General features: G+C 62.4%; 18 protein-coding genes, 2 pseudogenes and 1 riboswitch. Of the genes and pseudogenes, 11 read left to right on the top strand and 9 right to left on the bottom strand.

What is annotated here, in order from left to right; all coding sequences use genetic code 11:
• Positions 1 to 109: 109 nt before the first annotated feature.
• Both PG883_RS17800 and PG883_RS17795 read right to left on the bottom strand, forming a co-directional pair.
• Positions 110 to 1,846 (bottom strand): annotated as a pseudogene (locus PG883_RS17800) (efflux RND transporter permease subunit); the annotation flags it as partial.
• Positions 1,846 to 2,898 carry an efflux RND transporter periplasmic adaptor subunit gene (locus tag PG883_RS17795; RefSeq protein WP_039039307.1) on the bottom strand — a complete coding sequence of 351 codons (1,053 nt, stop codon included), beginning with the start codon at positions 2,896 to 2,898 and terminating at the stop codon, positions 1,846 to 1,848. The pseudogene PG883_RS17800 and the gene PG883_RS17795, both read right to left, overlap by 1 nt.
• A gap of 210 nt (positions 2,899 to 3,108) precedes the next feature.
• Here PG883_RS17795 and PG883_RS17790 point away from each other — a divergent pair, with 210 nt between their 5' ends.
• On the top strand, positions 3,109 to 4,665 hold the full coding sequence (locus tag PG883_RS17790) for a sensor domain-containing diguanylate cyclase (RefSeq protein WP_270807467.1): 1,557 nt from the start codon (positions 3,109 to 3,111) through the stop codon (positions 4,663 to 4,665).
• A 34-nt stretch (positions 4,666 to 4,699) separates the two neighbouring features.
• On the top strand, positions 4,700 to 5,569 hold the full coding sequence (rssA, locus tag PG883_RS17785) for a patatin-like phospholipase RssA (RefSeq protein WP_029313973.1): 870 nt from the start codon (positions 4,700 to 4,702) through the stop codon (positions 5,567 to 5,569).
• A gap of 65 nt (positions 5,570 to 5,634) precedes the next feature.
• Here the strand turns inward: rssA and PG883_RS17780 are convergent.
• Both PG883_RS17780 and PG883_RS17775 read right to left on the bottom strand, forming a co-directional pair.
• A pseudogene (locus tag PG883_RS17780) lies at positions 5,635 to 6,995 on the bottom strand (sodium-dependent transporter).
• A 195-nt stretch (positions 6,996 to 7,190) separates the two neighbouring features.
• Positions 7,191 to 7,457, bottom strand: a complete 267-nt coding sequence (locus PG883_RS17775) for a helix-turn-helix domain-containing protein (RefSeq protein ID WP_010673503.1) — start codon at positions 7,455 to 7,457, stop codon at positions 7,191 to 7,193.
• A gap of 258 nt (positions 7,458 to 7,715) precedes the next feature.
• Between PG883_RS17775 and PG883_RS17770 the strand changes: the two genes are divergently transcribed.
• From PG883_RS17770 to PG883_RS17755, 4 genes are all read left to right on the top strand, one after another.
• Complete coding sequence (locus tag PG883_RS17770) at positions 7,716 to 8,303, top strand: hypothetical protein (RefSeq protein ID WP_104454547.1); 588 nt, start codon at positions 7,716 to 7,718, stop codon at positions 8,301 to 8,303.
• Positions 8,304 to 8,608: 305 nt separating this feature from the next.
• Entirely contained in the window at positions 8,609 to 9,628 is a 1,020-nt protein-coding gene (gene ompA, locus PG883_RS17765) for a porin OmpA (protein ID WP_010673501.1), read from the top strand.
• A 412-nt stretch (positions 9,629 to 10,040) separates the two neighbouring features.
• Positions 10,041 to 11,042 (top strand): porin OmpA, encoded by a 1,002-nt coding sequence (gene ompA / locus PG883_RS17760; RefSeq protein ID WP_039039303.1) that lies wholly within the window; start codon positions 10,041 to 10,043, stop codon positions 11,040 to 11,042.
• Between the two features lie 219 nt (positions 11,043 to 11,261).
• A complete protein-coding gene (locus PG883_RS17755; protein WP_128272634.1) occupies positions 11,262 to 12,320 on the top strand; it encodes an OmpA family protein in 1,059 nt (352 codons plus the stop codon).
• A 74-nt stretch (positions 12,321 to 12,394) separates the two neighbouring features.
• Here PG883_RS17755 and PG883_RS17750 read toward each other — a convergent pair whose 3' ends face one another.
• Both PG883_RS17750 and PG883_RS17745 read right to left on the bottom strand, forming a co-directional pair.
• A complete protein-coding gene (locus PG883_RS17750; RefSeq protein WP_039039301.1) occupies positions 12,395 to 14,089 on the bottom strand; it encodes an NAD-dependent malic enzyme in 1,695 nt (564 codons plus the stop codon).
• A 55-nt stretch (positions 14,090 to 14,144) separates the two neighbouring features.
• Positions 14,145 to 15,002, bottom strand: coding sequence for a helix-turn-helix transcriptional regulator (locus tag PG883_RS17745; protein ID WP_162726164.1), 858 nt, complete (start codon positions 15,000 to 15,002; stop codon positions 14,145 to 14,147).
• A 120-nt stretch (positions 15,003 to 15,122) separates the two neighbouring features.
• On the opposite strand from PG883_RS17745, the gene PG883_RS17740 reads away from it, so the two are divergent.
• Complete coding sequence (locus PG883_RS17740; RefSeq protein WP_270807460.1) at positions 15,123 to 16,502, top strand: MATE family efflux transporter; 1,380 nt, start codon at positions 15,123 to 15,125, stop codon at positions 16,500 to 16,502.
• Between the two features lie 151 nt (positions 16,503 to 16,653).
• Positions 16,654 to 16,902 carry a YciN family protein gene (locus tag PG883_RS17735; RefSeq protein ID WP_010673495.1) on the top strand — a complete coding sequence of 83 codons (249 nt, stop codon included), beginning with the start codon at positions 16,654 to 16,656 and terminating at the stop codon, positions 16,900 to 16,902.
• Positions 16,903 to 16,932: 30 nt separating this feature from the next.
• On the opposite strand, the gene PG883_RS17730 is transcribed toward PG883_RS17735, so the two are convergent.
• Positions 16,933 to 18,072: a GGDEF domain-containing protein gene (locus PG883_RS17730; RefSeq protein WP_010673494.1), complete on the bottom strand. Its 1,140-nt coding sequence runs from the start codon at positions 18,070 to 18,072 to the stop codon at positions 16,933 to 16,935.
• A gap of 243 nt (positions 18,073 to 18,315) precedes the next feature.
• Here PG883_RS17730 and PG883_RS17725 point away from each other — a divergent pair, with 243 nt between their 5' ends.
• Complete coding sequence (locus PG883_RS17725; RefSeq protein ID WP_270807458.1) at positions 18,316 to 19,713, top strand: nucleobase:cation symporter-2 family protein; 1,398 nt, start codon at positions 18,316 to 18,318, stop codon at positions 19,711 to 19,713.
• A 100-nt stretch (positions 19,714 to 19,813) separates the two neighbouring features.
• Positions 19,814 to 20,527: a lipoyl protein ligase domain-containing protein gene (locus PG883_RS17720; protein ID WP_049636308.1), complete on the top strand. Its 714-nt coding sequence runs from the start codon at positions 19,814 to 19,816 to the stop codon at positions 20,525 to 20,527.
• 201 nt (positions 20,528 to 20,728) lie between these two features.
• Here PG883_RS17720 and PG883_RS17715 read toward each other — a convergent pair whose 3' ends face one another.
• Complete coding sequence (locus PG883_RS17715) at positions 20,729 to 22,105, bottom strand: alanine/glycine:cation symporter family protein (protein ID WP_049636307.1); 1,377 nt, start codon at positions 22,103 to 22,105, stop codon at positions 20,729 to 20,731.
• Between the two features lie 250 nt (positions 22,106 to 22,355).
• Positions 22,356 to 22,466, bottom strand: a riboswitch (glycine riboswitch).
• Positions 22,467 to 22,972: 506 nt separating this feature from the next.
• On the opposite strand from PG883_RS17715, the gene PG883_RS17710 reads away from it, so the two are divergent.
• A complete protein-coding gene (locus PG883_RS17710) occupies positions 22,973 to 24,121 on the top strand; it encodes a type III PLP-dependent enzyme (protein ID WP_010673490.1) in 1,149 nt (382 codons plus the stop codon).
• A 28-nt stretch (positions 24,122 to 24,149) separates the two neighbouring features.
• On the opposite strand, the gene PG883_RS17705 is transcribed toward PG883_RS17710, so the two are convergent.
• The coding region (locus PG883_RS17705) for a transposase (protein ID WP_201872345.1) at positions 24,150 to 24,255 on the bottom strand (106 nt) is incomplete at its 5' end.

The raw sequence follows: 24,255 nt of genomic DNA, 5'->3' as shown, positions 1-24,255 counted from the left end.
CCGCTGCCCACAGGAGTGGTTGAGGGCCGTGGTCAGGGCGTGCATCGAGAAGACAGATTATCCCATCCCGGCAGAACTGATGCCGTCAACCCCGTCCTGGTGAATAGATACGCATGTTGCGCTTCATCCGCTCGATGCTGGTGCCCTCCGCCCCTTTCACGAACACATAGAGCACGCCCCTGTCCTCGGTCGGGGTGAGGCTCGCGGGCAGCTTGCCAAAGAGGGCGCCAATGCCGCCAAGGCAGAGCAGCAACACCAGGGGCATCCAGACGGCGCGGCGCAGCACGGCCCCCAGCACGCGGCGATAACGCTCCTCCACCCAGCCAAGTCCCTTGTCCAGGGTGGCGGTCAGGGCGTTGGGCTTGTCCACGGCACGCATCAGCCAGGAGCCCATGGCCGGGGTCAGGGTGAGCGCCACCAGGGAGGAGAAGAGCACGGCCAGGGAGAGCAGGATGGCGAACTCGGTGAAGAGGCGCCCCACCATGCCGTCCATGAAGGCGATGGGCACAAACACCATCACCAGCACGGCGGTGGTGGCGATGACGGCAAAGCCCACCTCCCGGGTGCCGTGCCAGGCCGCCATCAAGGGGGACTCGCCCCGTTGCAGGTGGTGGTGGATGTTCTCTACCACCACGATGGCATCATCCACCACCAGGCCGATGGCGAGGATGAGGGCCAGCAAGGTGATGAGGTTGATGGAAAAGCCCAGATACCAGGCACCGATGAAGGCCGAAATCAGGGAGACGGGCACCGTGATGGCGGGGATGAGCGTGGTGCGCCCCTGCCCGAGGAAGAGATAGAGCACGGCCACCACCAGCAGGGCGCAGATGGCGAGTGTCTCATACACCTCGTCGATGGCCTGCTTGATGAAGATGGTGGAGTCGTAGTCGACCTCAAGGGTGGCCCCCTCCGGCAGGAAGCGCTGCATCTCCACGAGCTTCTTCTCGATGCCCTGGGCCACCGCCAGGGGGTTGGCTGTGGATTGAGCGACGATGCCAATCCCCAGGCTCTCGCGGCCGTTGCGCTGATAGGCGCTGTCTTCGTTCTTGGCCCCCACCTCCACATCCGCAATGTCCGCCAGATAGATGCTCTGACCATTGGTGGCAGTTTTCACCGGCAGGGTGCGAAAATCTTCCGCACTGTGATAGAGCCGTGCGATCTGCACCGCCATGGTCATGGTGTTGTTGCGGATCTCGCCGCCCGGCAGCTCGATGTTCTCCCGCTTGAGGGCATCCTGCACGTCGGCCACCGTGATGCCGCGGGCCGCCATGTCGGCGGGGCGCAGCCGCACGTACATCACCTGGGTCAGGTCCCCGGAGAGGGAGACCTCGCTCACCCCGTCCACCAGGCTCAAAGGGTCCACCAGCATGCGATTGGCGTAATCCGTCATGGCGGTACGATCCATCTGGGTGCTGCTGAAGTTGAGCCAGATGGCCACATCCCCGTTGCCGTTGTCCTTGGTCACCATGGGCTCGTCCGCCCCGTCTGGCAGCTTGGGTCTGGCCCGGGAGATGGCGTCACGCACGTCGGAGGTGCCCTCCAGCATGTTCCAGCCGAGCTTGAACTCCACCGTGATGGAGGAGCGCCCCTTGCGGGTCACCGAGTTGATGTTCTTGATGCCGCTGATGCCGGAGAGCTGATCCTCGATGGGCTTGGTGACCTGGCTCTCCATCACCTCGGGGGCCGCCCCCTCATAGGTGGTGGTGATGGAGACGGACGGGGTCTGCACATCCGGCATCTCCCGCACGGTGAGTTTGCTGAAGGCCACCAGGCCGAACACGGTGAGCAGGGCGCTGATGACCACCGCCACCAGGGGACGGCGTACTGAGATATCGGAGAGCCACATCAGCCTTTCACCTCGCCCAGATCACGTACCTGGGCGCCGTCGCGCAGATTGACCAGCCCCTCCACCGCGATGCGATCGCCGACGTTCAACCCCTTGAGCACCCAGACGGCCTCGCCATGGGTGTCGCCAAGCTCCACCGGCACCCGCTTCACCCGTCCGTCCGCCTCCAGGCGATAGACGAAGCGCTGCTCGCCGGCGTACTCCACCGACTGGGCGGGGATCAGGGTCATCTTCTGGGGTGGCAGAGAGAGATCCACGTTCATCAGCATGCCGGGGCGCAGCTGGCCGCCGGTGTTGGGCAGGATGACACGCGCCTTGATGTTCTGGGTGTCGCTGGAGATCCGGCTGTCGAGGGTCTCCAGCACGCCGGAAAAGGATTGATCCGGCCAGGCCGAGCTGGTTGCCGTCACCGCCATGCCGGGGCGCAGCAGGGAGAGGTAGCGCTCGGGCACCGCCAGATCGAGCCGCAGTTTTGCCAGCTCGTCCAGATGCAAGAGCACGTCGCCGCTGTTGACCAGGGCTCCTTCGCTGAGATCGATGAGGCTGACGGTGCCGTCGAAGGGGGCGGCCAGGGTGCGCAGGGAGAGCTCGTAACGGGCCGCATCGACCCGGGCCTGGGCCTGGGCAACAGTCGCCTCCTGCCCCTCCAGCTCCGAGGTGGTGACGGCGCCTCGCGCCACCAGCTTGCGCATGTCCCGCAGCTTGCGAGCCTCGTCGCGCACGCTGGCGCTCTGCTCGGCCAGCTCCGCCTGCTGCTTGCCCGCATCCAGGGCGATCAGGGTCTGCCCCTGTTTGACCTGCTGGCCGGAACTCACCGCGATGGTGGCAATTCGGCCGGTCACCTCGGGGCTGATGGCCACGGAGCGATTGGCCGCAAGCTTGCTCACCAGCTTGATGGAGGGCTCGGCCAGACTCTGCCTGACGGTTTCGGCCCTGATGTTGATCTCTCTTGGTGCTGGCTTGCTGGCGGGTTCAGCCTGCCGCAGATGCCAGGCGCCCGCCGCCAGCAATAGAAGAAGAGGGAAAAGCCACAGCCACACGCGCGTTTTCATCACAAGATCCATGCAGTCAAAGAGAGAGGAAGAAGAGATAGCTTCATCAAGGATGGCACCATGTTACCCCCTGACTATGCCGTGACTATGTATAAATGTGACAAAACGTAACAGTCCGGTGAGAAGATCATCAAAAACGCATCTTGTCGGCACGCGCGTCAGGGTTCTGCCTTACACTGATGCCGACTCTCGCCATCTTCCGGTACGCCCATGTCCATTCCCTCCCCCGCCTTTGCCAGATACCGATTGCAGTGGCTGCTGCTGGGCCTCGGCCTGCTGCTGCTGTTGCTCGCCCTGCAACATGCGTTTCGCCAGGTTACCGAGATCAACAAGCGTGACACCATCAACGCCGCGACCCAGCTCAGCAGCCAGCACCAGCGGATGGAGACCTTCCTTGAGGCCATGCGCGGCCAGGCGGAGGAGCGCCTGCGCAGCAATCCCCAGTCCGTGCTCTCTCGCCAGCTCTATCAGGCGCTGCAATCCGACGGGGAGCACGGCATCAACCTGGATCGCATCCCCGTCGATCTGCCCCCCGCCCTCATCGGCAACCTGACCGGGCAGGGCCCGCTGCCCCACGACGGCAGCGAGCGGCAAGCCAGAATACATCTCGCCCTCAGCCTCTCCCCCCTGCTCGCCACGGCCAGCAAGCTGCTAGACAGGGACGTGGCCTGGATCTACTTCACCGGTACGGACAATTTCATCTACCTCTATCCCTGGGTGCCATCCAGCCAGTTTCGCTTCGATCCCGTGATTTACAGCAAGGCCTACTGGCAGGAGGCGATGGCCAGGCATCCCCACCTGGAGCACGCCATGCTCTCGCGCCCCTACCAGGATTTTGCCGGACGGGGGCAGATGATCACCCTCTCCCAGCCCATTACCCAGGGCGGCCAGATCATTGGCCTGCTCAGCATCGACATCCAGACCGTCACGCTGGCGCAGACCCTGCACCGCCTCGCCCCCCAGATTGGCACCCTGTTCCTGCTCAACGCCCATCAGCAGATCCTCGCCAGCAGCCAGTCCGGTACCGCGCCGCCCCCGGTCAGGACGGCGCAGTCAGCGGAATATGAGTGGCAACAGGGCGCCTTGCAGCTCGTCTATCCCATCCCGGAGACACCGCTCTCCCTCATCCATCGCATCCCGCTGCTGCCTCTGCTGCAGACGCTGTTGTGGCAATCGGCGACGGCGCTCATCACCATTCTCTGTCTGGTGGTGGCGACCGTCTCCAGCCTGCGTGCCCAGCGCCTCAACCGGCGCCTCAACTACCTGTCGCGCCACGATGCCCTGACCGGTGCCTTCAACCGCCACTACTTCGATGCCTTCGAACACCGCCAGGCCCTGGCAGGCCGCCAACGCATCGGCGCCATCATGTTTGACTGCGATCACTTCAAACAGGTCAACGACCGTTTCGGCCACGGGGTGGGCGATCAGGTCCTCATCCGTCTGGTGCAGCTCTGCCAGTCCCTGCTGACACGGGAGTGCCACCTGATCCGCTGGGGCGGCGAGGAGTTCCTGCTGCTCGTCGCCGATGAAGCGATCCCTCTGGCCCCCTTGGCCGAGCGGCTTCGTCTGTGCATAGCAGAGCATCCCTGGAGCGCCATCGCGGCCGAGCTGAAAGTGACCGTCAGCCTGGGCCACTGTCGCCAGTCACCGGCCATCTCCTTGCAGGAGGTGATCCGCCGCGCCGATATCGCCCTCTATCAGGCCAAGGCCAACGGCCGCAATCGCAGCGAAGCGTGGCGGGATGACGGGCAGGAGAAGCCGGAGTAAGCTGGACTCCCACTTCATGTCAGGAGACGCAACTGTGTCACGAAAACCCCGTCTGGGATTGGCCCTGGGCAGCGGTGCGGCCCGAGGATGGGCACACATCGGCATCATCCGTGCCCTGGAGCGACTCGGCGTCAAGCCGGATCTGGTGGCTGGCTGCTCCATCGGCAGCTTTGTCGGCGCCGCCTATGCCGCTGGTGAACTGGACAAGCTGGAGAGCTGGGTGCGCGGCTTCAGCCGCCTGCAGGTCATGGGGCTGCTCGATCCTGCCCTCTCAGGCGGCCTGTTTCGCGGTGACAAGGTGTTTGGCATCGCCGCTGGCCATCTGGGGGATCCCGCCATCGAAAGCCTGCCGCTGCCCTTTGCCTGCGTCGCCACCGAACTCGATACCGGTCGCGAGATCTGGTTGCAGGAAGGACCGCTTCGCCAGTGTGTGCGCGCCTCCTGCGGTATGCCCGGCCTGCTCACCCCGACCCGGGTGGAGGATCGCTGGCTGGTGGACGGGGCCGTGGTCAACCCGGTCCCCATCTCCCTGGCCCGCGCCATGGGAGCCGAGGTGGTGATCGCCGTCAACCTCAACACCGATATGCACCAGCCCTGGACCGACGAACCGGACGAGCCCGTGCAGGGAGGGCTGCTCAGCCAGTGGTTGAACCGGGGCGAACGCGAACCCAGTACCCCCGGCATGTGGGGGGTGATGACGGGCTCCATCAACATCATGCAGGAGCGCATCACCCGTGCCCGGATGGCCGGGGATCCCCCCGAGATCCAGCTCTGCCCGCGCCTTGGCAACCTCTCCATCATGGATTTCCACCGCGCGAGCGACGCCATCAACGAGGGGGAAGCCTGTGTCGAGCGCAACCTGGAGCAGCTCAAGGAGGAGCTGTCACGACTCTGCCTGATATGAAGGCATATCGGGGTAAAAGACAAAAAGAGCGCCAATAGGCGCTTTTTTGTTTCGGGTTACGCGGCTCAGAACAGCCCCAGCCCCTTGAGCATCACCACCAGGATCAGCAGCGGCGACACATAGCGGATGATGAAAAACAGAGGGCTGAGGATGGGCAGCGCCAGCTTGCCTCCATTGGTCAGCGCCGTCGTCATCCGCTCGAATCCCCATACCCAGCCAACAAAGAGGCAGAGGAAGATGCCGCCAAGGGGCATCAGCACGTTGGAAGAGACGAAGTCGAACAGATCGAAGAAGGTTTTCCCGCCAACCTGCACATCCGCCAGCGTGCTGCTCGAGAGCGCACAGGTCGAGCCGACCGCCCCCAGCACCAGCAGGTTGATCAGGGTCGCCCTTGTGCGGCTCATGTGAAAGCGCTCGGAGAGCACCGAGACTGGCACCTCCAGGATGGAGAGCATGGCCCCGGTGGCTGCGATGGCGGAGAGCACGAAGAAGAGCACCATGAAGAGGTGTCCAAACGGGATGCTGGCAAAGACCGCGGGTATGGTGATGAACAGCAGGGAGGGGCCTGCGCTCGGCTCGAAGCCAAAGGCAAAGACAGCCGGGAAGATGGCGATCCCCGCCAGCATGGAGACGAAGAGATCCGCGCACATCACCCGTACCGTGGTGAGAGGGATGTGCTGATCATCGCAAAAATAGCTGCCATAGGTCATCATGCAGCCCATCCCGATGGAGAGCTTGAAGAACGCCAGCCCCATGGCCGTCAGCACGACGCCTGCGGTCACCTTGGAGAAATCCGGCGAGAACAGGAAATGCAGTCCTTCGCTCGCTCCGGGCAGAGTCAGGCTGCGCACGCCTATCACCAGCAGCAGGATGAAGAGCAGTGGCATCAACCGCTTGGTGACCGCTTCGATCCCCCTGGAGACCCCCATCAGCAAGATCCCCCCATCAGGGCCAGCACCAGCCACTGCCAGAGCAGACTCTGCAAGGGATCCGTGATGAGCGAATTGAAGGCAGCACCCGTGACGGCGGGATCGGTGGAGAGGATCTCGCCGCTGGCCGCCTTGAAGATGTAGGCAAACACCCAGGCCGCCACCTCGGAGTAGAACGACATAATGAGGAAGGCCGCGCTCACCCCCATGGCGGCGATCAGCCACCAGGGTTGCCCCTTCGGAGCCAGCTTGATGAACCCGCTGACCGCATCCGTCCTGGCCTCGCGCCCCAGCATGATCTCGGAGATCATCACCGGCAATCCCACCAGCAGGGTGGCGATGACATAAACCAGCAGAAAACCGGCGCCACCGTTCTCACCGGTCAGATAGGGAAACTTCCAGATATTGCCGAGCCCGACGGCAGACCCCAGGGTCGCGGCCAGCACGCCAAAGGTGCTGGTAAACCCATCTCTGGCTTTGGTAATGGATTGGCTCATCGTTGTCTCGCTGTGTGGATCACCGCCTGAATTAAAAGGGTCGGAGTGTTCCGTGGATTAATCCAGCCCGACAAGATGATTTAGTGAAAATCGCCGCTGGCCGCACCCAACGCATTATTTAATTAAATAATTTTCCATTTTGACAAATAAAAAATGCCGCCTCGAGGGCGGCATTTTTATCAAGGTTGAACTGAATCAAGCCTTGGCAATATCGTCCGGACCGATCTGGCCGATTTCGGCGACTTTCTTGTCAGCCAGCAGCCAGAGGGTGAACTTGTGCAGATCGGGGTGGTGGGCCAGGGCAACCAGGAAGGCGCCTCCGACTTCACGGTAACCCAGTTCATAGTTCTTCAGGGTGGTTGGGGGGACGCCCAGCAGATCGGCAAACTTGGGACGGCTCAGGCCTACCGCTTCGCGGATCTGACGGATCTTCTTGCCAACAGTTACGATATTTGAATTCATGTGTTCCATACTCCGTTCGGCGGATTGACTCCACCTTTATTTTTCGCGACGACTCGTAGTCAAGTGTATCAGTTTTGAACGGACTCGTTATGGTCGAGCCTCTATCTATAATCAGCGTCTTTCGACGACAACCCTTCACAAACCTCGGGGATGGTAATCGCTGCGTCGCCTCAGGTAAACAGTCTCGAAAAGAAACCTTTCTTGTTGCCCGGCCATCCCTCGTATAATTCGCCGGTTATTTCCAAGAGAGTCATCAACATGGCATTTCCCGGCATCATTTCCCGTCTTCATTCCGACCCGGACTCCCTCCCCCGTCAGCTCGCCCAGGGTCTGCAGACCCGGGCCGAAGCGTTCTGGCTGCCTATGGCCATGCAGGGGGACGCCGCCACCGTGCTGGCGGCCCTCCCGGACAGCTGCAGCCTCTATCTTGAAGGCCAGACGACGCTTCCCCTGCGCAGCCACGACGGCGTCGTGGCAGAAAACGGCACCCTGGCACTGGGCAATGGTCACACGATGACGCTGGCCAGGGAGAAAGGCGATGGCGGCATCGTGCCGGAAGAAAGCCTCGCCGAGATGGCCCAATGGCTGGAAGCGGGTCATCGGCACTTCATCTGCTCCACCGCCGTCCAGCCCGTGGCGCGGGCCATCCTCAACATCTGGCCTCTCGATCCCTACCTCGCCCGTCACTTCTTGCTCAGTTTCACACCCTTGCTGTGCGAAGCAACCGAGGCGGACTATCTTGCGGTCCTCTCGGTCAGGGCGGGTGACGCCATCCCGCGGCACGCTTGGGCTGAGGCTTATATGAAGCTTGAGAAGAAACTGCATCGCGCCTACTTGGATCACTAATAAATCCCAAGAAACAGCCAGTTATCCCTACGACACAATTTGCCCCATCCCTTATCTGTGAGCTTGATCATGTTTTGAAATGGGCATAAAGTGTGCCACGTCATCGGAATGACGTCGGCTGTTCGTGGCGGAGTATGCATTGTCGACAGTGCAACCCGCACACTTGTGCACCCAGATACGTGCCTCCTGGATGGATCTAGGATCCCTGTTCGCACCAACGTCGTTGGTCGACAGAGCCAGCAGCTTACATAAATTACAAAGTGCGAAGCACGTGAACAACGTGCCATCTCAACGAGGATTATTTTATGATGAAAATGGCTCCTTCCCTGATCGCCATCGCTATGGCCACCATGGGTGCAACTGCAGCTCACGCCGCTGACGACATCTACTTCGGCGCCGGTGTTGGTGCAACTCACTTCAACGGTCTGAACAAGATCGAAGGCGTGAACGTTGGCGAAGAAGATGCGGCTGCTGCCAATGCCTTCGTTGGTTACAACTTCAACGAATACTTCGGTTCCGAGCTGGGCTACCAGTACACCGGCCGTGGCAACACCGACGGCAACCGTTACGAGAGCCAGGGTGCCACCCTGTCCGGTATCGCTCGTCTGCCGCTGGGCAACGATTTCTCCCTGTTCGGTGAAGCTGGCGCCTACTGGGGCCACACTGACGGTCTGGGCACCAGCGATACCAAAGTATCCCCGCTGGCCGGTGCCGGTGTGACCTACAAGGTCAACGACGCGCTGGATCTGCAAGCTCGCTACCGCTACATGTGGGACGTAGCTGACCTGCACGCCGACAACGTACGCTACAAGTCCAACCAGAGCGTTGCGACCCTGGAAGCCGTTTACCACCCGTTCCGTACTTCCTACGTAGCGCCTGCTCCGGCCCCGGTTGTTGAAGAAGCACCGGCCCCGGCTCCGCAAATCGTTGAGAAGAACTTCGCCCTGAACTCCGACGTGCTGTTCGCCTTTGGCAAAGACAGCCTGAAGGCCGAAGGTGTGCAAGCCCTGAACGCTCTGTACCAGCAAATCGTTGAGTTCCAGCCGAAAGACGGCAACGCCGTTGTTGTTGGTTACACCGACCGTATCGGTTCCGACGCTTACAACCAGAAGCTGTCTGAAGCTCGTGCCCGCACCGTTGCCAACTTCCTGGTCAGCAAGGGTATGGCTGCCAGCAAGGTTGCCATCGAAGGTCGCGGCGAAGCCAACCCGGTCACCGGCACCAAGTGTGACGGCGTCAAGGCCAAGGCTCAGCTGATCTCCTGCCTGGCTCCGGACCGTCGCGTAGAAGTTCGCGTATCCGGCGTACAAGAAGTTCAAAAGTAATCTGACTTCGCTCAGGTAACGTAAAAAAGGGGATGCCACGGCATCCCCTTTTGCTGTCTCTCTCCTCCCCCCAGCGACACTCTCTGTCTCACCTTTTCTCCCCTTTACCCCCGTATTGCGGCCCCGCGACACCGGTGTCGGCGCTGCATATCTGTGCAGAAACTTGATCACGCTGATTCAAAAGAATACAGTAGCAACGCTTGTAAGACATTGGATGAACTATTAAAAGTGCTCAGTGCCCGGTTAGTTGTCCATGGAGAAACAGCTTCATGAGAATCCAGGTTTCCATCCATTTTTTATTCAAGCCGTCCGTGATCCGCTCACGGTGTCGCACATGAAGTGTCATCTGCGACCGGTATAACAAAGAGTGCGCAGTACGCCCATAGCACGGCAACTCAACGAGGATAAAACGATGAAAATGAAAATGGCACCAACCCTGATTGCTCTGGCCATTGCAGCCATGGGAACCACCACCGCTCAGGCGGCCGACGACTGGTACACGGGTATGGGTGCAGGTTGGGCCTATGGCCACGACCTGGATACCTTCGGCCAGGATGCTGACAAGGACGCCACCGCGCTCTCCCTGTTCGGCGGTTACAACTTCACCGAGAACTTTGCCGCCGAGCTCGGCTATCTCTATGCCGGCAAGGCTGGCGTCGATGGCGTCGACTTCAAGACCCAGGGTGCCACCCTGTCCGGTATCGCACGCCTGCCCATGAATGACATCTTCTCCGTCTTCGCCGAAGGGGGTGCCTACTTCAACCACGTCAACGGCAATGGCCAGAGCGACAACGGGACCTCGCCGCTGGCGGGTCTGGGTCTGACTGCCAAGCTCTCCGACCTTATCGACCTGCAGGCCCGCTACCGCTACATGTGGGATCTGGGTGACGATCAGAAAACCTGGAAAACCGACATGAGCGTCGCCACCCTGGAACTGGTGATGCACCCGAACCGCACCACCTATGTGGCACCGGCCCCGGCACCGGCTCCCGAGCCGGTTCCCGAACCCGTCATGGTCGACAAGAACTTCTCCCTGAGCTCGGACGTGCTGTTTGCCTTCGGCAAATCTACCCTGAAGCCGGAAGGGGCTGCTGCGCTCAACACCCTGTATCAGCAGATCGTCGACGTCCAGCCGAAAGATGGCAGCGCCGTGGTGGTGGGTTACACCGACCGCATCGGCTCCGATGCCTACAACCTGAAGCTGTCTGAAGCCCGTGCCCGCACCGTGGCCGACTTCCTGGTTGGCAAGGGTCTGCCGGCAGGCAAGGTATCCATCGAAGGTCGTGGTGAAGCCAACCCGGTCACCGGTACCCAGTGTGACGGCATCAAGGCCAAGGCTCAGCTGATCGCCTGCCTGGCACCGGATCGCCGCGTCGAAGTGCGCGTCACCGGCGTACAGGAAGTGCAGCAATAAGAGGTTGACCACCTGTTGCAAAAAGGGGCCATTCCGGCCCCTTTTTTAATGCCCGCACGGCACCACCAACGCGGGCCGCCCACCTGCCTGCCCCACCGATTCTCCATACAGATGCGTCACTTAAATGGTTAAAGCGCTCACATCGCCTATACATAATGTTGGCTATACATAGCAAAGGGCTGGGAGCCCTATAACACCCAACATCGACGAGGATACGCGATGAACATAAGACTGAAACCTGTGTGGATTGCATTGGCACTGGCGACGAGTGCCGCCCAGGCGGCACCTGTTCACGACTGGTATGTGGGGGCTGGGGGTGGCTGGGCCTTTGCCCATGACATCGATGATTTCAGCCAGGACGTCGGCAAGGACGCAACCGCCATCAACGCCTTTGTCGGCTACAACTACAACGAGAATCTGGGGGCAGAGCTCGGCTACCTCTCCACCGGTGACTGGGATATTGCCGGCCAGGACTTCAACAGCAAGGGGGCCACCCTGTCGGTCATTGGCCGTTTGCCGCTGGGGGACATCTTCTCTGTCTTTGCCGAAGGGGGCGGTTATCTCTATCACGTCGACTCCGTCAACGGGGGAGATGACAATCTGGCTCCCCTGGCGGGTCTGGGCCTGACCGCCAGACTGAGCGACTGGGTAGACATCCAGACCCGCTACCGCTACATGGTGCGAGTCGGGGACGATCCTGACAACGACAAGGTGGGCAGCGGTACCAAACGCTGGGTCAGCGACATCAGTACCGCCACCATCGAGCTGGTGCTTCACCCCAATCGCACCGTCGCCGCAGTGCCGGTGGCCGCGCCTCTGGTCGTGGCACCGCCACCCCCGGCTCCCGAGCCGGTGGATCAGACCTTCAACCTGAGTTCGGATGTGCTGTTTGCCTTTGGCAAGGCGGAGCTCAAACCGGAGGGGATGCAGGCACTCGACACCCTCTACCAGCAGATCGTCGACGTCAAACCCAAGGATGGCAACGCCATGGTGATGGGCTACACCGACCGCATCGGCTCGGATGCCAACAACCAGGCACTGTCGGAGGCCCGTGCAAGCACGGTCGCCAACTTCCTGATTGGCAAGGGGCTGCCCGCCGACAAGGTGAGCATCCAGGGCAACGGCGAGAGCAACCCGGTCACCGGCACCCAGTGTGATGCCATCAAGGCCAGGGCCGCCCTCATCGACTGCCTGGCCCCGGATCGCCGGGTCGAAATCCGGGTCACCGGCGTCAGCAATCCCGCCGAGCCCGCACCCGCCGAGCAACCGGCACAATAACCTCCTCTTCCTTCACAGCCGTGCACAAAAAAGGGATGCCGAGGCATCCCTTCTGCATGTCTGTCCCCTTGGGATCAGAAGGAAGTACGACGATAGCGGCGGTACTCGGGGCGCCAGAAGTTCGCCTCGATGGCCTGATCGATCACATCATCGGGGGTCTGCACCGCCTTGCCCTGCAACATGGCGGTCTTGGCCACCATCTTGGCGATGTAGCGGGAGACCTGATGGATGTCCGCCAGATCCGGCAGCAAGGAGCCCTCTTCCCCCTTCACCAGGGGTGAACAATCCGCCAGGGCACGGCTGGCCGACATCAGCATGGCATCGGTCACCCGGTTGGCACCGGAGGCGATCACCCCAAGGCCGATCCCCGGGAAGATGAAGGAGTTGTTGCACTGGGCGATGACGTAGCGCTTGCCCTTGTACTCCACCGGTGCGAACGGGCTGCCGGTGGCGACCAGCACCTGGCCGTCGGTCCAGCGAATGAGATCCGCCGGGGTGGCTTCCACCCGGGAAGTGGGGTTGGAGAGCGGGAAGATGATGGGACGGGCACAGTGCTTGTGCATGGTCTTGACCACCTCTTCGGTAAACAGACCCGGCTGGCCGGAGACCCCGATCAGGATGTCCGGGCGACCGTGTTCCATCACCTCCAGCAGGGAGATGTTGTCCCCCACCGGCCACTCCTTGATCCGCTCGACCGGCTGGGAGAGCTTGCGCTGGAAGTCGAGCTGGTTGGGGATCTTGTCTGTGATGAGACCGAATCGGTCCACCATGAAGACCCGGCCCCGCGCCTCGGCGTCGGTCAGCCCTTCGGCCTTCATCTGCGCCACGATCTGCTCGGCGATGCCGCACCCGGCACTGCCCGCCCCGAGGAAGGCGACCCGCTTCTCGGAGAGTTTGGCACCGGAGGCCTTGCAGGCGGCGATGAGGCTGCCCAGGGTCACCGCGGCGGTCCCCTGAATGTCATCGTTGAAGCAGCACAGCTCATCCTTGTAGCGGTTGAGCAGTGGGGTGGCATTGCCCTGGGCGAAATCCTCGAACTGCAGCAGGATGTCCGGCCAGCGGCGCTTGACCGCCTGGATGAAGGCATCGACGAACTCGTCGTACTCTTCGCCGGAGATGCGCGGATGGCGCCAACCCATGTAGAAGGGGTCGTTCAGCAGCTGCTGGTTGTTGGTGCCCACATCCAGCACCACCGGCAGGCAGTAGGCCGGGGAGATGCCGCCACAGGCGGTGTAGAGGGAGAGCTTGCCGATGGGAATGCCCATGCCGCCGATGCCCTGATCCCCGAGGCCCAGGATGCGTTCGCCGTCGGTGACCACGATCACCTTGACGTTCTGCTTGGTGGCGTTTTGCAGCATGTCATCGATCCTGTCCTTGTCCGGATAGGAGATGAAGAGGCCCCGGGCACGACGATAGATGTTGGAGAACTCCTCGCACGCCTTGCCGACCGTCGGGGTGTAGATGACCGGCAGCATTTCGGTAAGGTGGTTGTTCAGCAGGCGGTAGAAGAGCGTTTCGTTGGTATCCTGGATGTTGCGCAAATAGATGTGCTTGTCCATGTCGTTGCCAAACGCCATGAACTGGCGATAGGCACGCTCTGCCTGCTCTTCGATGGTTTCGATGTTCTGGGGCAGCAGACCTTCCAGATTGAAGCTGCTGCGTTCTTCGCTGGTGAAGGCGCTGCCCTTGTTGAGCAACGGCGTCTCCAGCAGGGCTGGACCTGCGTAGGGAATGTAGAGGGGACGTTTCTGATTATTATCTTCAAACATGGATCTGTACCTTGACTGTGTGGCCCGTCGATCCTATGGGCTTGAGCCAACAATTTCAAAGGGTTTGCACCTCCCTTGCGAAAGGTTTGCGACCCAGTCGACGAAAGGCCCCCGGAGTCTGACCCGTCAGACGCCGAAAACGGTTGGCAAAGTTGGCGCCGTCGCTGTATCCGACCCGGGCCGCCAGCTCGGCCAGCGGCCAGTTGGTGTAGAGCAGCAACTGGCGCGCCTTGTTCATGCGAAGTCCGGTGAGCCAGGCCATGGGGCCCATGCCGAACACCTGCTGGCAGAGCCGGTGCAGATGGGGCACCGAGCAGGCCATCTGGTCGGCCAGCAGGGCCACGCTCCAGGGCTCGTCCAGACGTGCCTCCACCCGCCGAAACAGCGCCTGTAGCCGCAACTCCGGCGTGCCGCGCACCTCCCCCTGCAGGGTCCGCTCCAAGAGCGCCAGCAGCAGGCTCAGCAGCTGGGGCTGGAGTGGCGAACGTATTCCCTCCCCCTGCATCAGACTGAGCAGATGGTAGAGCTGCTCCCCCTCCTCCCCCTGCCAGATGCGATGGCCAAGCCGGTGCAGATGCTGCCAGCGAGGCACGTCGTCCAGCAGGATCCAACTGGTATGCCAGGCTTCCCCCACCAGCCTGAGGCCCCCGGGCACGGCGGCCGGGAGAAAGACCAGGGCTCCCGCCGGGATGGGCTGCTCCCCGCCATCGGTGAGCAGGGCGCCCCCCTCGTCATGGCTCACCATCAGGATATGAAACTCCGGTCGGTTGCGGCGGATAAGGTAGTGCTCCCGTATCGTCGAGAGGCCGGTCAGGAAGACGCCCGCCTCCCCAAGCAGGGGCAGCCCTTCGCGTCCCAGCATCCGCTCTTCGCAGGCCGGGGCGATTTCCAGACACTCGTTGATAAATGGCATAGCACCTCAACAGGATAGTTTTGCACAAGAAAGCCGAGAGGGGCTCACAGTGAAGCCTCCCGATATCACCCCTATCATACCCACGACAAACCCTGATTTTCACAAACCCGGTTAACATAAATGAATTATTGGCAAGCGATTTTAAAACAAACCACCGATCGCGAGTTCATGACGCGACTGTGGCGACTGGCCCTGCCGGTTTCGCTGCAATCCATGATGTTCTCCCTGCTCGGCCTCATCGACATCATGATGGTGAGCCAGCTCGGCACCACGGCTGTGGCGGCGGTCGGCTTGGGCAACCGGGTCTTCTTCTTCAATCTGCTGGTGATAGCGGGGCTCTCGGGCGGGGTCTCGGTGTTGGCGGCACAATATTTCGGCCGTGGCGAGATGGCCGGGGTGCGCCGCTCCCTGGCCCTGGCCCTGGTGGGCGCCCTGGCGGTGAGCCTGCCCTTTGCCCTCGTCTATGTGTTCTCACCGGGCAGCGTGCTCGGGTTTGCCAGCCAGGAGCCCGCGCTGCGCGAGCTGGCCGACGAGTTCCTGATGATCACCGGCGCCACCATCCTCTGCACCGCCGTGGTGGTGCCCCTGGAGTCGGCCCTGCGCTCGGTGGGCAATGCCGCAGCGCCGACCCGCATCGGCATCATCGCCATCATCGCCAACGTCATCCTCAACTATGCCCTCATCTTCGGCCATTTCGGCGCCGAGGCCATGGGTGTAGCCGGCTCCGCCTGGGGCACCACCCTTTCGCGCCTGCTGCAGACCGCGCTGCTGCTTGCCTATGTGTGGCGTGCCGAGCCCCGTATCATCCCGCGCAAGCAAGACTGGCTCGCCGCCTTCAGGCGCAAGGAGGTGGTGCGCTTCACCCTGATCGCCCTGCCGCTGTTGCTGCACGACGGGCTCTGGGCCTTCGGCATGCTGCTCTACGGCTTCCTCTACGCGCACCTCGGCACCGACGCCCTGGCCATCATGACCACCCTCGGCACGCTGGAGAGCATCCTCATCTCCCTCTTCTTCGGGCTGGCGGTGGCCTGCTCCACCCTGCTCGGTCACCGGCTCGGGGCAGAGGAGTATGACGAGGCCTGGCAGCACTCCCAGCTCTTCCTGCTGCTTGCCCCCGTCGGCGCCCTGCTGGTGGGGACCGCCGTCTGGCTGATGCAGGGCAGCCTGCTGCAATGGGTCGGCAACTTGCCGGGCGAGCTGATGACTGAGGCTGGCCAGGTGCTCGCCATCATGTGTCTGGGCATGCTGCTCAAGGTGTTCAACATGGTGGGGATCGTCGGGGTGCTGCGCTCGGGGGGGGACGTCAACTACAGCATCTTCATCGACATCGTCGGCATGTGGTGCATCGGCCTGCCGCTGGCCTGGGTGGCGGTCAGCCTGCTGGGCTGGCCCCTCTCCTGGGTAGTGGCGGTGGTCCTGCTGGAGGAGCTCTCCAAAGTGCTGCTGGTGCAGCGCCGCATTCGCCAGCGCCGCTGGCTGCGCAATCTGGTGCTGGGATAAGGGAAGAGCGCAAAGCGGGAAAATGCGGGGTCATATCAATGACAGAAAATCCCGCTTTGCAGTATGCTGGCCCCCTCTTCAATCAGAGGCGGGGTGCGCCGGCCATGCCGACCCTTGTGCCCCTGCCCAGTAGTCGTTTAAGGAGACGAGCATGCAACCACAAAAAGAGCGGATCACCGAGACTGCCCTGCTGGAGATGGCCAACAAGATCATTCGTGAACACGAGGACTTCATCCACGGCATGCGCGCCGACTCGGTGGAGCAGAAGGGGGACATTCTGGTGTTCAAGGGGGAGTTCTTCCTGGCAGAGGACGGCACCCCGACCGGCAAGACCATGGCGGTGTTCAACATGTTCAAGCTGCTGGCCCAGCAGCTCTCCGGCAAATACACCCTGGCCTGACGCCAGCCCCGTCATCACCGGATGCCGCCCTCAGGCGGCATCCGTTTTTGTGCGCCCTGCATCGCCAGCGGGTTTGCCGGCCTCGGCCACCACGCAGTTGCGACCCGCCATCTTGGCCATGTAGAGGCACTCGTCCGCCCGGTTGAGCAGATCCTCCACCCCCTCGCCACGCTGGGCCAGGGTCAGACCGATGCTCACCGTCACCTCCAGCAGCTCGTCGGAGGTGGGGCTTTTCACCAACCTCGCCTCCACCGCGACCCGCAGCCGCTCCGCCACCCGCTTGGCTTGTGCCAGATCCGTGCAACCGGGCAACAGGATGGCAAACTCCTCCCCGCCGTAACGCCCGAGCACCATGCCGGGCTCCAGTTGTTCCGACAGGGTGGCCGCCACCTCCTTGAGCACCGCATCCCCCGCCAGATGGCCGAAGGTGTCGTTGATGCGCTTGAAGCGGTCCAGATCCAGCAGCAGCACCGCGAAGGGAGCCTGTTTGCGGATCATGGCGGCCCTCGCCTTCTCGAGCTGCTTCATCAGCAGGCGGCGGTTCATCATGCCGGTCAGCTCGTCCGTGGTGGATTCCCGATAGAGTTGCAACAGCATGTTGAGCTGGCCGCACTGCACCCAGGCGCTGGCGATGGCAAAGAGCCCCAGCAGCCAGACCTGGTTGAGGGTCTGCACGCTCCAGAGGGGCTGGCCCACCAGCAGCCAGTTGCCCGCCAGCATGGTGGCCAGAATGCCCCCCGCCAGTTGCAGGCTGAGGGAGAGGGGAATGGGGAAGATGGCGAACAGGCTGATGAGCAGATAGGGGAAGGCCATGTAGCCCGCCTGCATCTCCTGATCCGCGCCGAAGCTGTGCAGGCAGATGAGGGAGAAGAGCATCATCACCGCCATCAGGTAGCCCAGCGCCAGCTTCATGCGCTCGCGCTTGAAGTGGATGAGATAGGAGAGGGGGATGAGGGGCGAGAGGGCCAGCAGGCAGAAGATCCTGACCTGGAACAGCGCCTCGAACTGGATGGCTGGCAGGGTCAGCCAGTCCACCAGGGCCCAGCTCGGGAGCCCCGCCATCAGCAGACAGGTGAGCAGCCGCAGCCGCACCGTCATGAAGCCCATCCGGGTCAGGGTAAAATCTTCGGAGTGGGCGCGGGCACTCCAGAACTCCGACAGCTTCAGCATCCAGAGTCTCCATCTTCGAACCGAGGGCTCATTCTACACCGTCCCCATCCTGATGCATCAGCCTCCCTCCCCTTTGTGAGGGATCGGTCTCACACAAACCGGCGGATCTTAATCGCCACAGGAAAACGTTTCAACCCATCGAGAAATAAACGAGTTTGCGCTCAATTAGCGCTGGAAAGCGCGATACCAATCACTAAAATAGCGCCCAATTTTCTCCCATCCCCCCACACATTCGAGGTATTTATGGAACAGGCTGCCGCCCCAAGCGCCATCCGAGAGGCCCATCCCCCCAGGCGAGCCCACAGCGAACTGGTCTACGGCATCGAGGATGTCCCCCCCCTGCCCCAGACCCTGTTCGCCGCCCTGCAGCATATGCTCGCCATGTTTGTCGCCATCATCACCCCGCCCCTCATCATCGCCAATGCCCTCGGCCTCCCCGCCGACGACACCCGCTACATCGTCTCCATGTCCCTGGTCATGTCCGGCATCGCCTCCTTCATCCAGACCCGCCGTTTCGGCCCCCTCGGTTCCGGCCTGCTCTCGGTACAGGGCACCAGCTTCAACTTCCTCGGTCCCATCATCGCCTCCGGCCTCGCCCTCAAGCAGGCGGCCATGCCCACCGACGATCTGCTGGGCACCCTGTTCGGCACCATGCTGGCAGCGGCCCTCACCATCGTCGTCATGAGCCGCTTCCTGCACCTGGTCAAACGGATCATCACCCCGCTGGTGACCGGCATCGTGGTATTGCTCATCGGCCTGACCCTCATCAAGGTAGGGCTCATCAGCATGGGGGGCGGCTACGGCGCCCTGGCGGACGGCAGCTTCGCCAGCCACACCAACCTCTTTCTCTCCCTGCTGGTGCTCGGCCTCATCGTGCTGATGCAGCGCAGTCGCAATCCCTGGCTGCGCCTCTCCGCCATCATGATCGCCATGCTGGCGGGCTATGCGGTGGCACTGCTGCTGGGCAAAGTGAGCGCCCCCACCTTCGACGGCCCGCTGATGATGGTGCCTGTTCCGCTGCACTACGGGCTCGGCTTTGACTGGCAGCTGTTCGTGCCGCTCGCCATCATCTTCGTGGTGACGGCGCTCGAGGCCATCGGCGACATGACCGCCACCTCCGACATCTCCGGCGAGCCGCTGGAAGGGCCGGTCTACATGGCGCGGATCAAGGGGGGCGTGCTGGCCGACGGCGCCAACTCCATGCTGGCGGCGGTCTTCTCCACCTTCCCCATGTCCACCTTCGCCCAGAACAACGGCGTCATCCAGCTGACCGGGGTGGCCAGCCGCCATGTCGGCCTCTTCATCGCCGCCATGCTGGCCCTGCTCGGCCTGTTCCCGGCGGTGGCGAGCCTGGTGCAACAAATACCTGAACCCGTGCTCGGCGGCGCCACCATCGTCATGTTCGGCACCATCGCCGCCGCCGGGGTGCGCATCATCTCCCGGGAGGAGCTGGACCGCCGCGCCCTGATGATCCTGGCGGTGTCGCTCGCCATGGGTCTCGGAGTGGCCCAGGTGCCCGAGGTGCTGCAACACCTGCCGGAGCTGGCCAGGAGCGTGCTCTCCTACGGCGTCGCCACCGGCGGCCTCACCGCCATCCTGCTCAATCTGCTGCTGCCCAGGCGCGCCGCCGCACAGGCCTGACACTCCGCCATCCTTGCACCAAAGCCCCGCCACGCGGGGCTTTACCTTGTTTGCCCCCGCGCGTACTGTGCTTGGCAGCCTCTGCCAAAGGATGCCTTTCATGCCTTATACCCTGCTGCCCCCGCCGCTCGCCCACCAGACACCCGACCAGATCCTGGCCGAGGAGCAGCGCTGGCTGCGGGAGTGCGCCGGTGACGGCGAGCCCAGGGCCCTCCTCTGGCAGGGCCCCCAATGCCTCATCGTCACCCGCAAGGACACCCGTTTGCCCCGCTACCAGGCCGCCTGCGAGCAGCTTGCTGCCGAGGGCTGGCCGGTGTTCGTGCGCGACAGCGGCGGCACCGCCGTGCCCCACGGCGCCGGCATCCTCAACCTCTCCCTCATGCTGCCCCGCACCACCCAGGATCTGGCCCACTACTACCGGTTGCTGGGGGCGCCCCTGCTCGCCCTGCTGGAGGAATACGGTCTTGCGGGCAGCTACGACTTCGTGCCCGGCTCGTTTTGCGACGGCCAGTACAACCTGGTGATCGGGGGGCGCAAGGTGACCGGCACCGCCCAGCGCTGGCTGGCGCCGGGCCGGGATCACGACGGCGCCGTGCTGGCCCAGGCCATGCTGCTGGTGGCGGGGGATGTGGACGAGGGCACCCGGATGGCGAGCCGCTTCTACGAACTGGCCGGGGGCGAGCTGCGCTTTGCTCCGGGCACCTCCACCACCCTGGCCCACGCCATTGGCTGGCAGGGGGATGAGGCGGCCCTGGTGAGCCGGGTGAGCAGTGCGCTGGCGCAGCGGCTTTCCGGAGATATTCCCTCTCCCTGACCACCTGGGGGCAACAAGCGCTGCCATTCATTGCGTAAAATGCAAAAAAGCCACGATGAGCGTCGTGGCTTTTGCGTATTTCGCACAGATATTATCAGAAGATCCGGGATCAAGCCCCGGGTTTTGCCATCCCAGCCCGGATCCCGGTTGACGCCATGGACAGGGGCCCGCTGACAGGACTTCCCGCAGGCCCGCTTCTCATCAGGCCGTCTGCGGCTCGGGCTCGGACTCCGTATCCCGGTCCCGGCTGAAGTAGGCGCGGGTCTCGGCAATCACCACGTGGCGCAGGCCGATGAGGCCGATGAGGTTGGGCACCGCCATCAGGCCGTTGACGATGTCGGCCAAGAGCCAGATCAGGTCCAGATGGAGGAAGGCACCGCTCGCCACCAGCACCAGATAGATGAGGCGGTAGGGTTTGATCGCCTTCACCCCGAACAGGTACTCGGTGCAGCGCTCGCCGTAGTAGTTCCACCCAAGGATGGTGGTAAAGGCGAAGAACAAGAGACCGATGCTCACCAGATACTGGCCCACATGGGCATCCAGCCCCTGGGCAAAGGCCAGACTGGTCATGGCCGCACCGCTTGCATCGCCGCTCCACACCCCGGTCACCACCAGCGTCAGGCCGGTCATGGTGCAGATGATGAGGGTGTCGATGAAGGTGCCGGTCATGGAGACCAGCCCCTGCTCCACGCAGGAATCGGTCTTGGCCGCCGCCGCCGCGATGGGGGCCGAACCCAGGCCCGACTCGTTGGAGAAGACCCCGCGCGCCACCCCGGACTGGATCGCCAGCATAATGCCGGCGCCGACGAAACCGCCGGTGGCCGCATGGCCGGTGAAGGCGCTCCCGATCACCAGCATGACCGCATCGGGCAGGGCGCCTGCATTGTTCACCAGCACCCCGGCACAGGCGACGATGTAGAAGATGGCCATGAAGGGCACCACCTTGCTCGACACACTGGAGATGGACTGGATACCCCCCAGGGTCACCAGCGCCACGATCAGGGTCAGCACCACGGCGGTCACTTCACGGGGTACCGAGAAGGAGAGGCTCATGGCATCACTGATGGCGTTGACCTGGGGGAAGGTACCGATGCCGAAGAAGGCGACGCCGATGCCGAACAGGGCAAACAGCTTGGCGAGCGGCCTGGAGCCGAGCCCCTTCTCCAGATAGTACATGGGGCCACCTGCCATCTGGCCGTTGGCGTCCTGCTGGCGATATTTCACCGCCAGCAGGCACTCGGCGTACTTGGTGGCCATGCCGAACAGGGCGGCCATCCACATCCAGAACAGGGCGCCCGGGCCGCCGAGCTTGATGGCGGTGGCGACCCCGACGATGTTGCCGGTGCCGATGGTGGCGGAGAGGGCGGTGCACAGGGCACCAAAGCTGGAGACATCCCCTTGCTTGCCCTGCCCCTGATCGCGGCCAAAGACCAGCTTGAGGGCCAGCGGCAAACGCACGATCTGAAGCAGACCCAATCGCCAGGTGAGATAGATACCGGTCCCGACCAGCAGGATCAGCAGGGGGGGACCCCAGATAAAGCTATCGATGGCGGCGAGCGCCGATTGAATTAATGACATGCATCCTCCTTAAAAAACAACGATTAAGGAGGAGAAGGATGATCTTCCCATAGGTGTCGCGATCGGCCAGAGGCGATCGGATGCGGGCCAAAAACGTGTTCACACTCTTGCTGCGAGGCCGTGATCAAGGCTCATGCGCTGCTCGAAAGCCTCATGTATTTACATACACTCCGGTTCCTGCGCTGCTCTTTACCTTGCTGACGACCTCTCGTTACAGACCGTGAACAGTTTCAAGCTCAGGTACAACCATCCCATCCCCTCTGTCCTTTTGCCTGAGAGTTTCCGGCGCCAGATTGCGATGCAATCACGGTGCCTTGCTCCTTCGGCGCCCGATTCAACGGGTCTCTCCAGAGTATCGTCCAGTAGCAGTCCACACCGGTTGCCCGGTACCTGAAAGATTCACTTCTTCGGTGGATGGTTGCCCATCGCTCTCCTGCTACCTTCATCCGAACTAGTTTGGATCAGGAAGCGGGCATGATAATCCAAAAAATGTGAGCTGTCTCGCACTCCCTGGCCCCGGCGCCCCCTTTTTACCTGGCCTCAACCCCCAGGCCTGATGTTATTAGTTCGTTAACTATCAACAGCTTATCAAGCTCCCTTCGGAGGTGCTCCCCATCACGGCCCTGATCGCTCCCCGTATCAAGAGCCTGTTTCGTCTCGACCAGAAAAACTTGCCGACATATCCAATCAAAATGCTTGCACACAAACTCAATAAGCCGATAATCCCGCGCATAACTAAGCACTTTGCAAGGAACTTATGCAATGTGCCTGGTGGGTCCCTCCGGACCGCTCGCCTGAGCCGGCCGTCGCCGGTTCAATCGCATATGGCTTGGGCATATCACGCCCCCTAAGGACTATCAAAAGAGAATGAACGAGACCCTGGTCGCACAAGATTACCGTCAGTTGGTTGAACAATTCGGCTCCCCCCTGCTGCTGCTCGACAAGGCAGCCGTCCGCAAACAGTATCGGGCCCTGGCGGCCGCCCTGCCCGATGTGCGCTTGCATTATGCACTCAAGCCCCTGCCCCACGAGGCGGTGGTCTCTGTCTTGAAGGAAGAGGGGGCCTGTTTCGATCTGGCCACCAATGGCGAAGTGGATCTGGTGCGCAGCCAAGGGGTTCGCCCGGGACGCTGCATCCATACCCATCCCATCAAGCGTGACAGCGACATCCGTTATGCCCTGGAATTCGGCTGCACCGTGTTTGTCTATGACAACCCGCTGGAGCTGGAAAAGTTCCTGCCCTACAAGGATGAAGTGAAACTGCTGCTGCGGGTCAGCTTCCCGAACCCCGAGACCAAGGTCGATCTTTCCAAGAAGTTCGGCTGCACCCCGGAGCAGGCACTGCCGTTGCTGCAACTGGCCCAGGCCAAGGGGATCAAGGTGATGGGGCTGTCGTTCCACGTCGGCTCCCAGGTGCCCCACGCCCGTCGCCACGTGCAGGCCATCGACGCCTGCCGCGAGATCATGGAGCAGGCCTGGGAGCTCGGGCTCAAGCCCTGGGTGCTGGACATCGGCGGCGGCTTCCCGGTGGACTATGACGGCGGCGAGTTCGACATCGACGGTTTCTGCGCCCCGATCCGCGAGGCCCTGGCCAAGCTGCCCGCCACGGTACAGAAGATTGCCGAGCCGGGCCGCTTCATCAGCGCGCCGGCCATGACCTCGGTCTCCAGCGTGATGGGCAAGGCCCACCGCGGCGACAAGATCTGGTACTACCTGGATGACGGTCTCTACGGCAGCTACAACGGCCAGCTCTACGACCACGTCACCTACCCGGTGAGCACGCCCTATGCCCATGGCGAACTGCACAATGCGGTGCTCTCCGGCCCCACCTGCGACAGCGTGGACGTCATCCGCGACAGCATCATGCTGCCGGATCTCGAGATCGGCGAGCTGGTGGTGGGTCGGGTGATGGGGGCCTACACCTGGGCCTCCGCGTCCACCTTCAACTTCTTCCCCAAGGCGAGCATCCTGATCCTGGACAGCGCCCAGAAGCAGAAGCTGGTTGCCGTGGCCTGAGACCAGGCCCCGCGCACAAAAAAGAGGTTCATCGCGGCTTTCCGGGGAAGGCCGCCTTGATTTTCAGAAAAAAGTATTCTGAGTCCCTAAATCCATATGCCATGCGCTTTATCACTTTGATCTTGTTGTTCACC

The sequence above is a fragment of the Aeromonas sp. QDB25 genome (assembly GCF_027707725.1).
In the GTDB taxonomy this organism is placed as follows: domain Bacteria; phylum Pseudomonadota; class Gammaproteobacteria; order Enterobacterales; family Aeromonadaceae; genus Aeromonas; species Aeromonas caviae.
The sequence above is the reverse complement of the archived record's forward strand: the minus strand, read 5'-3'. Positions and strand labels throughout refer to the sequence as shown.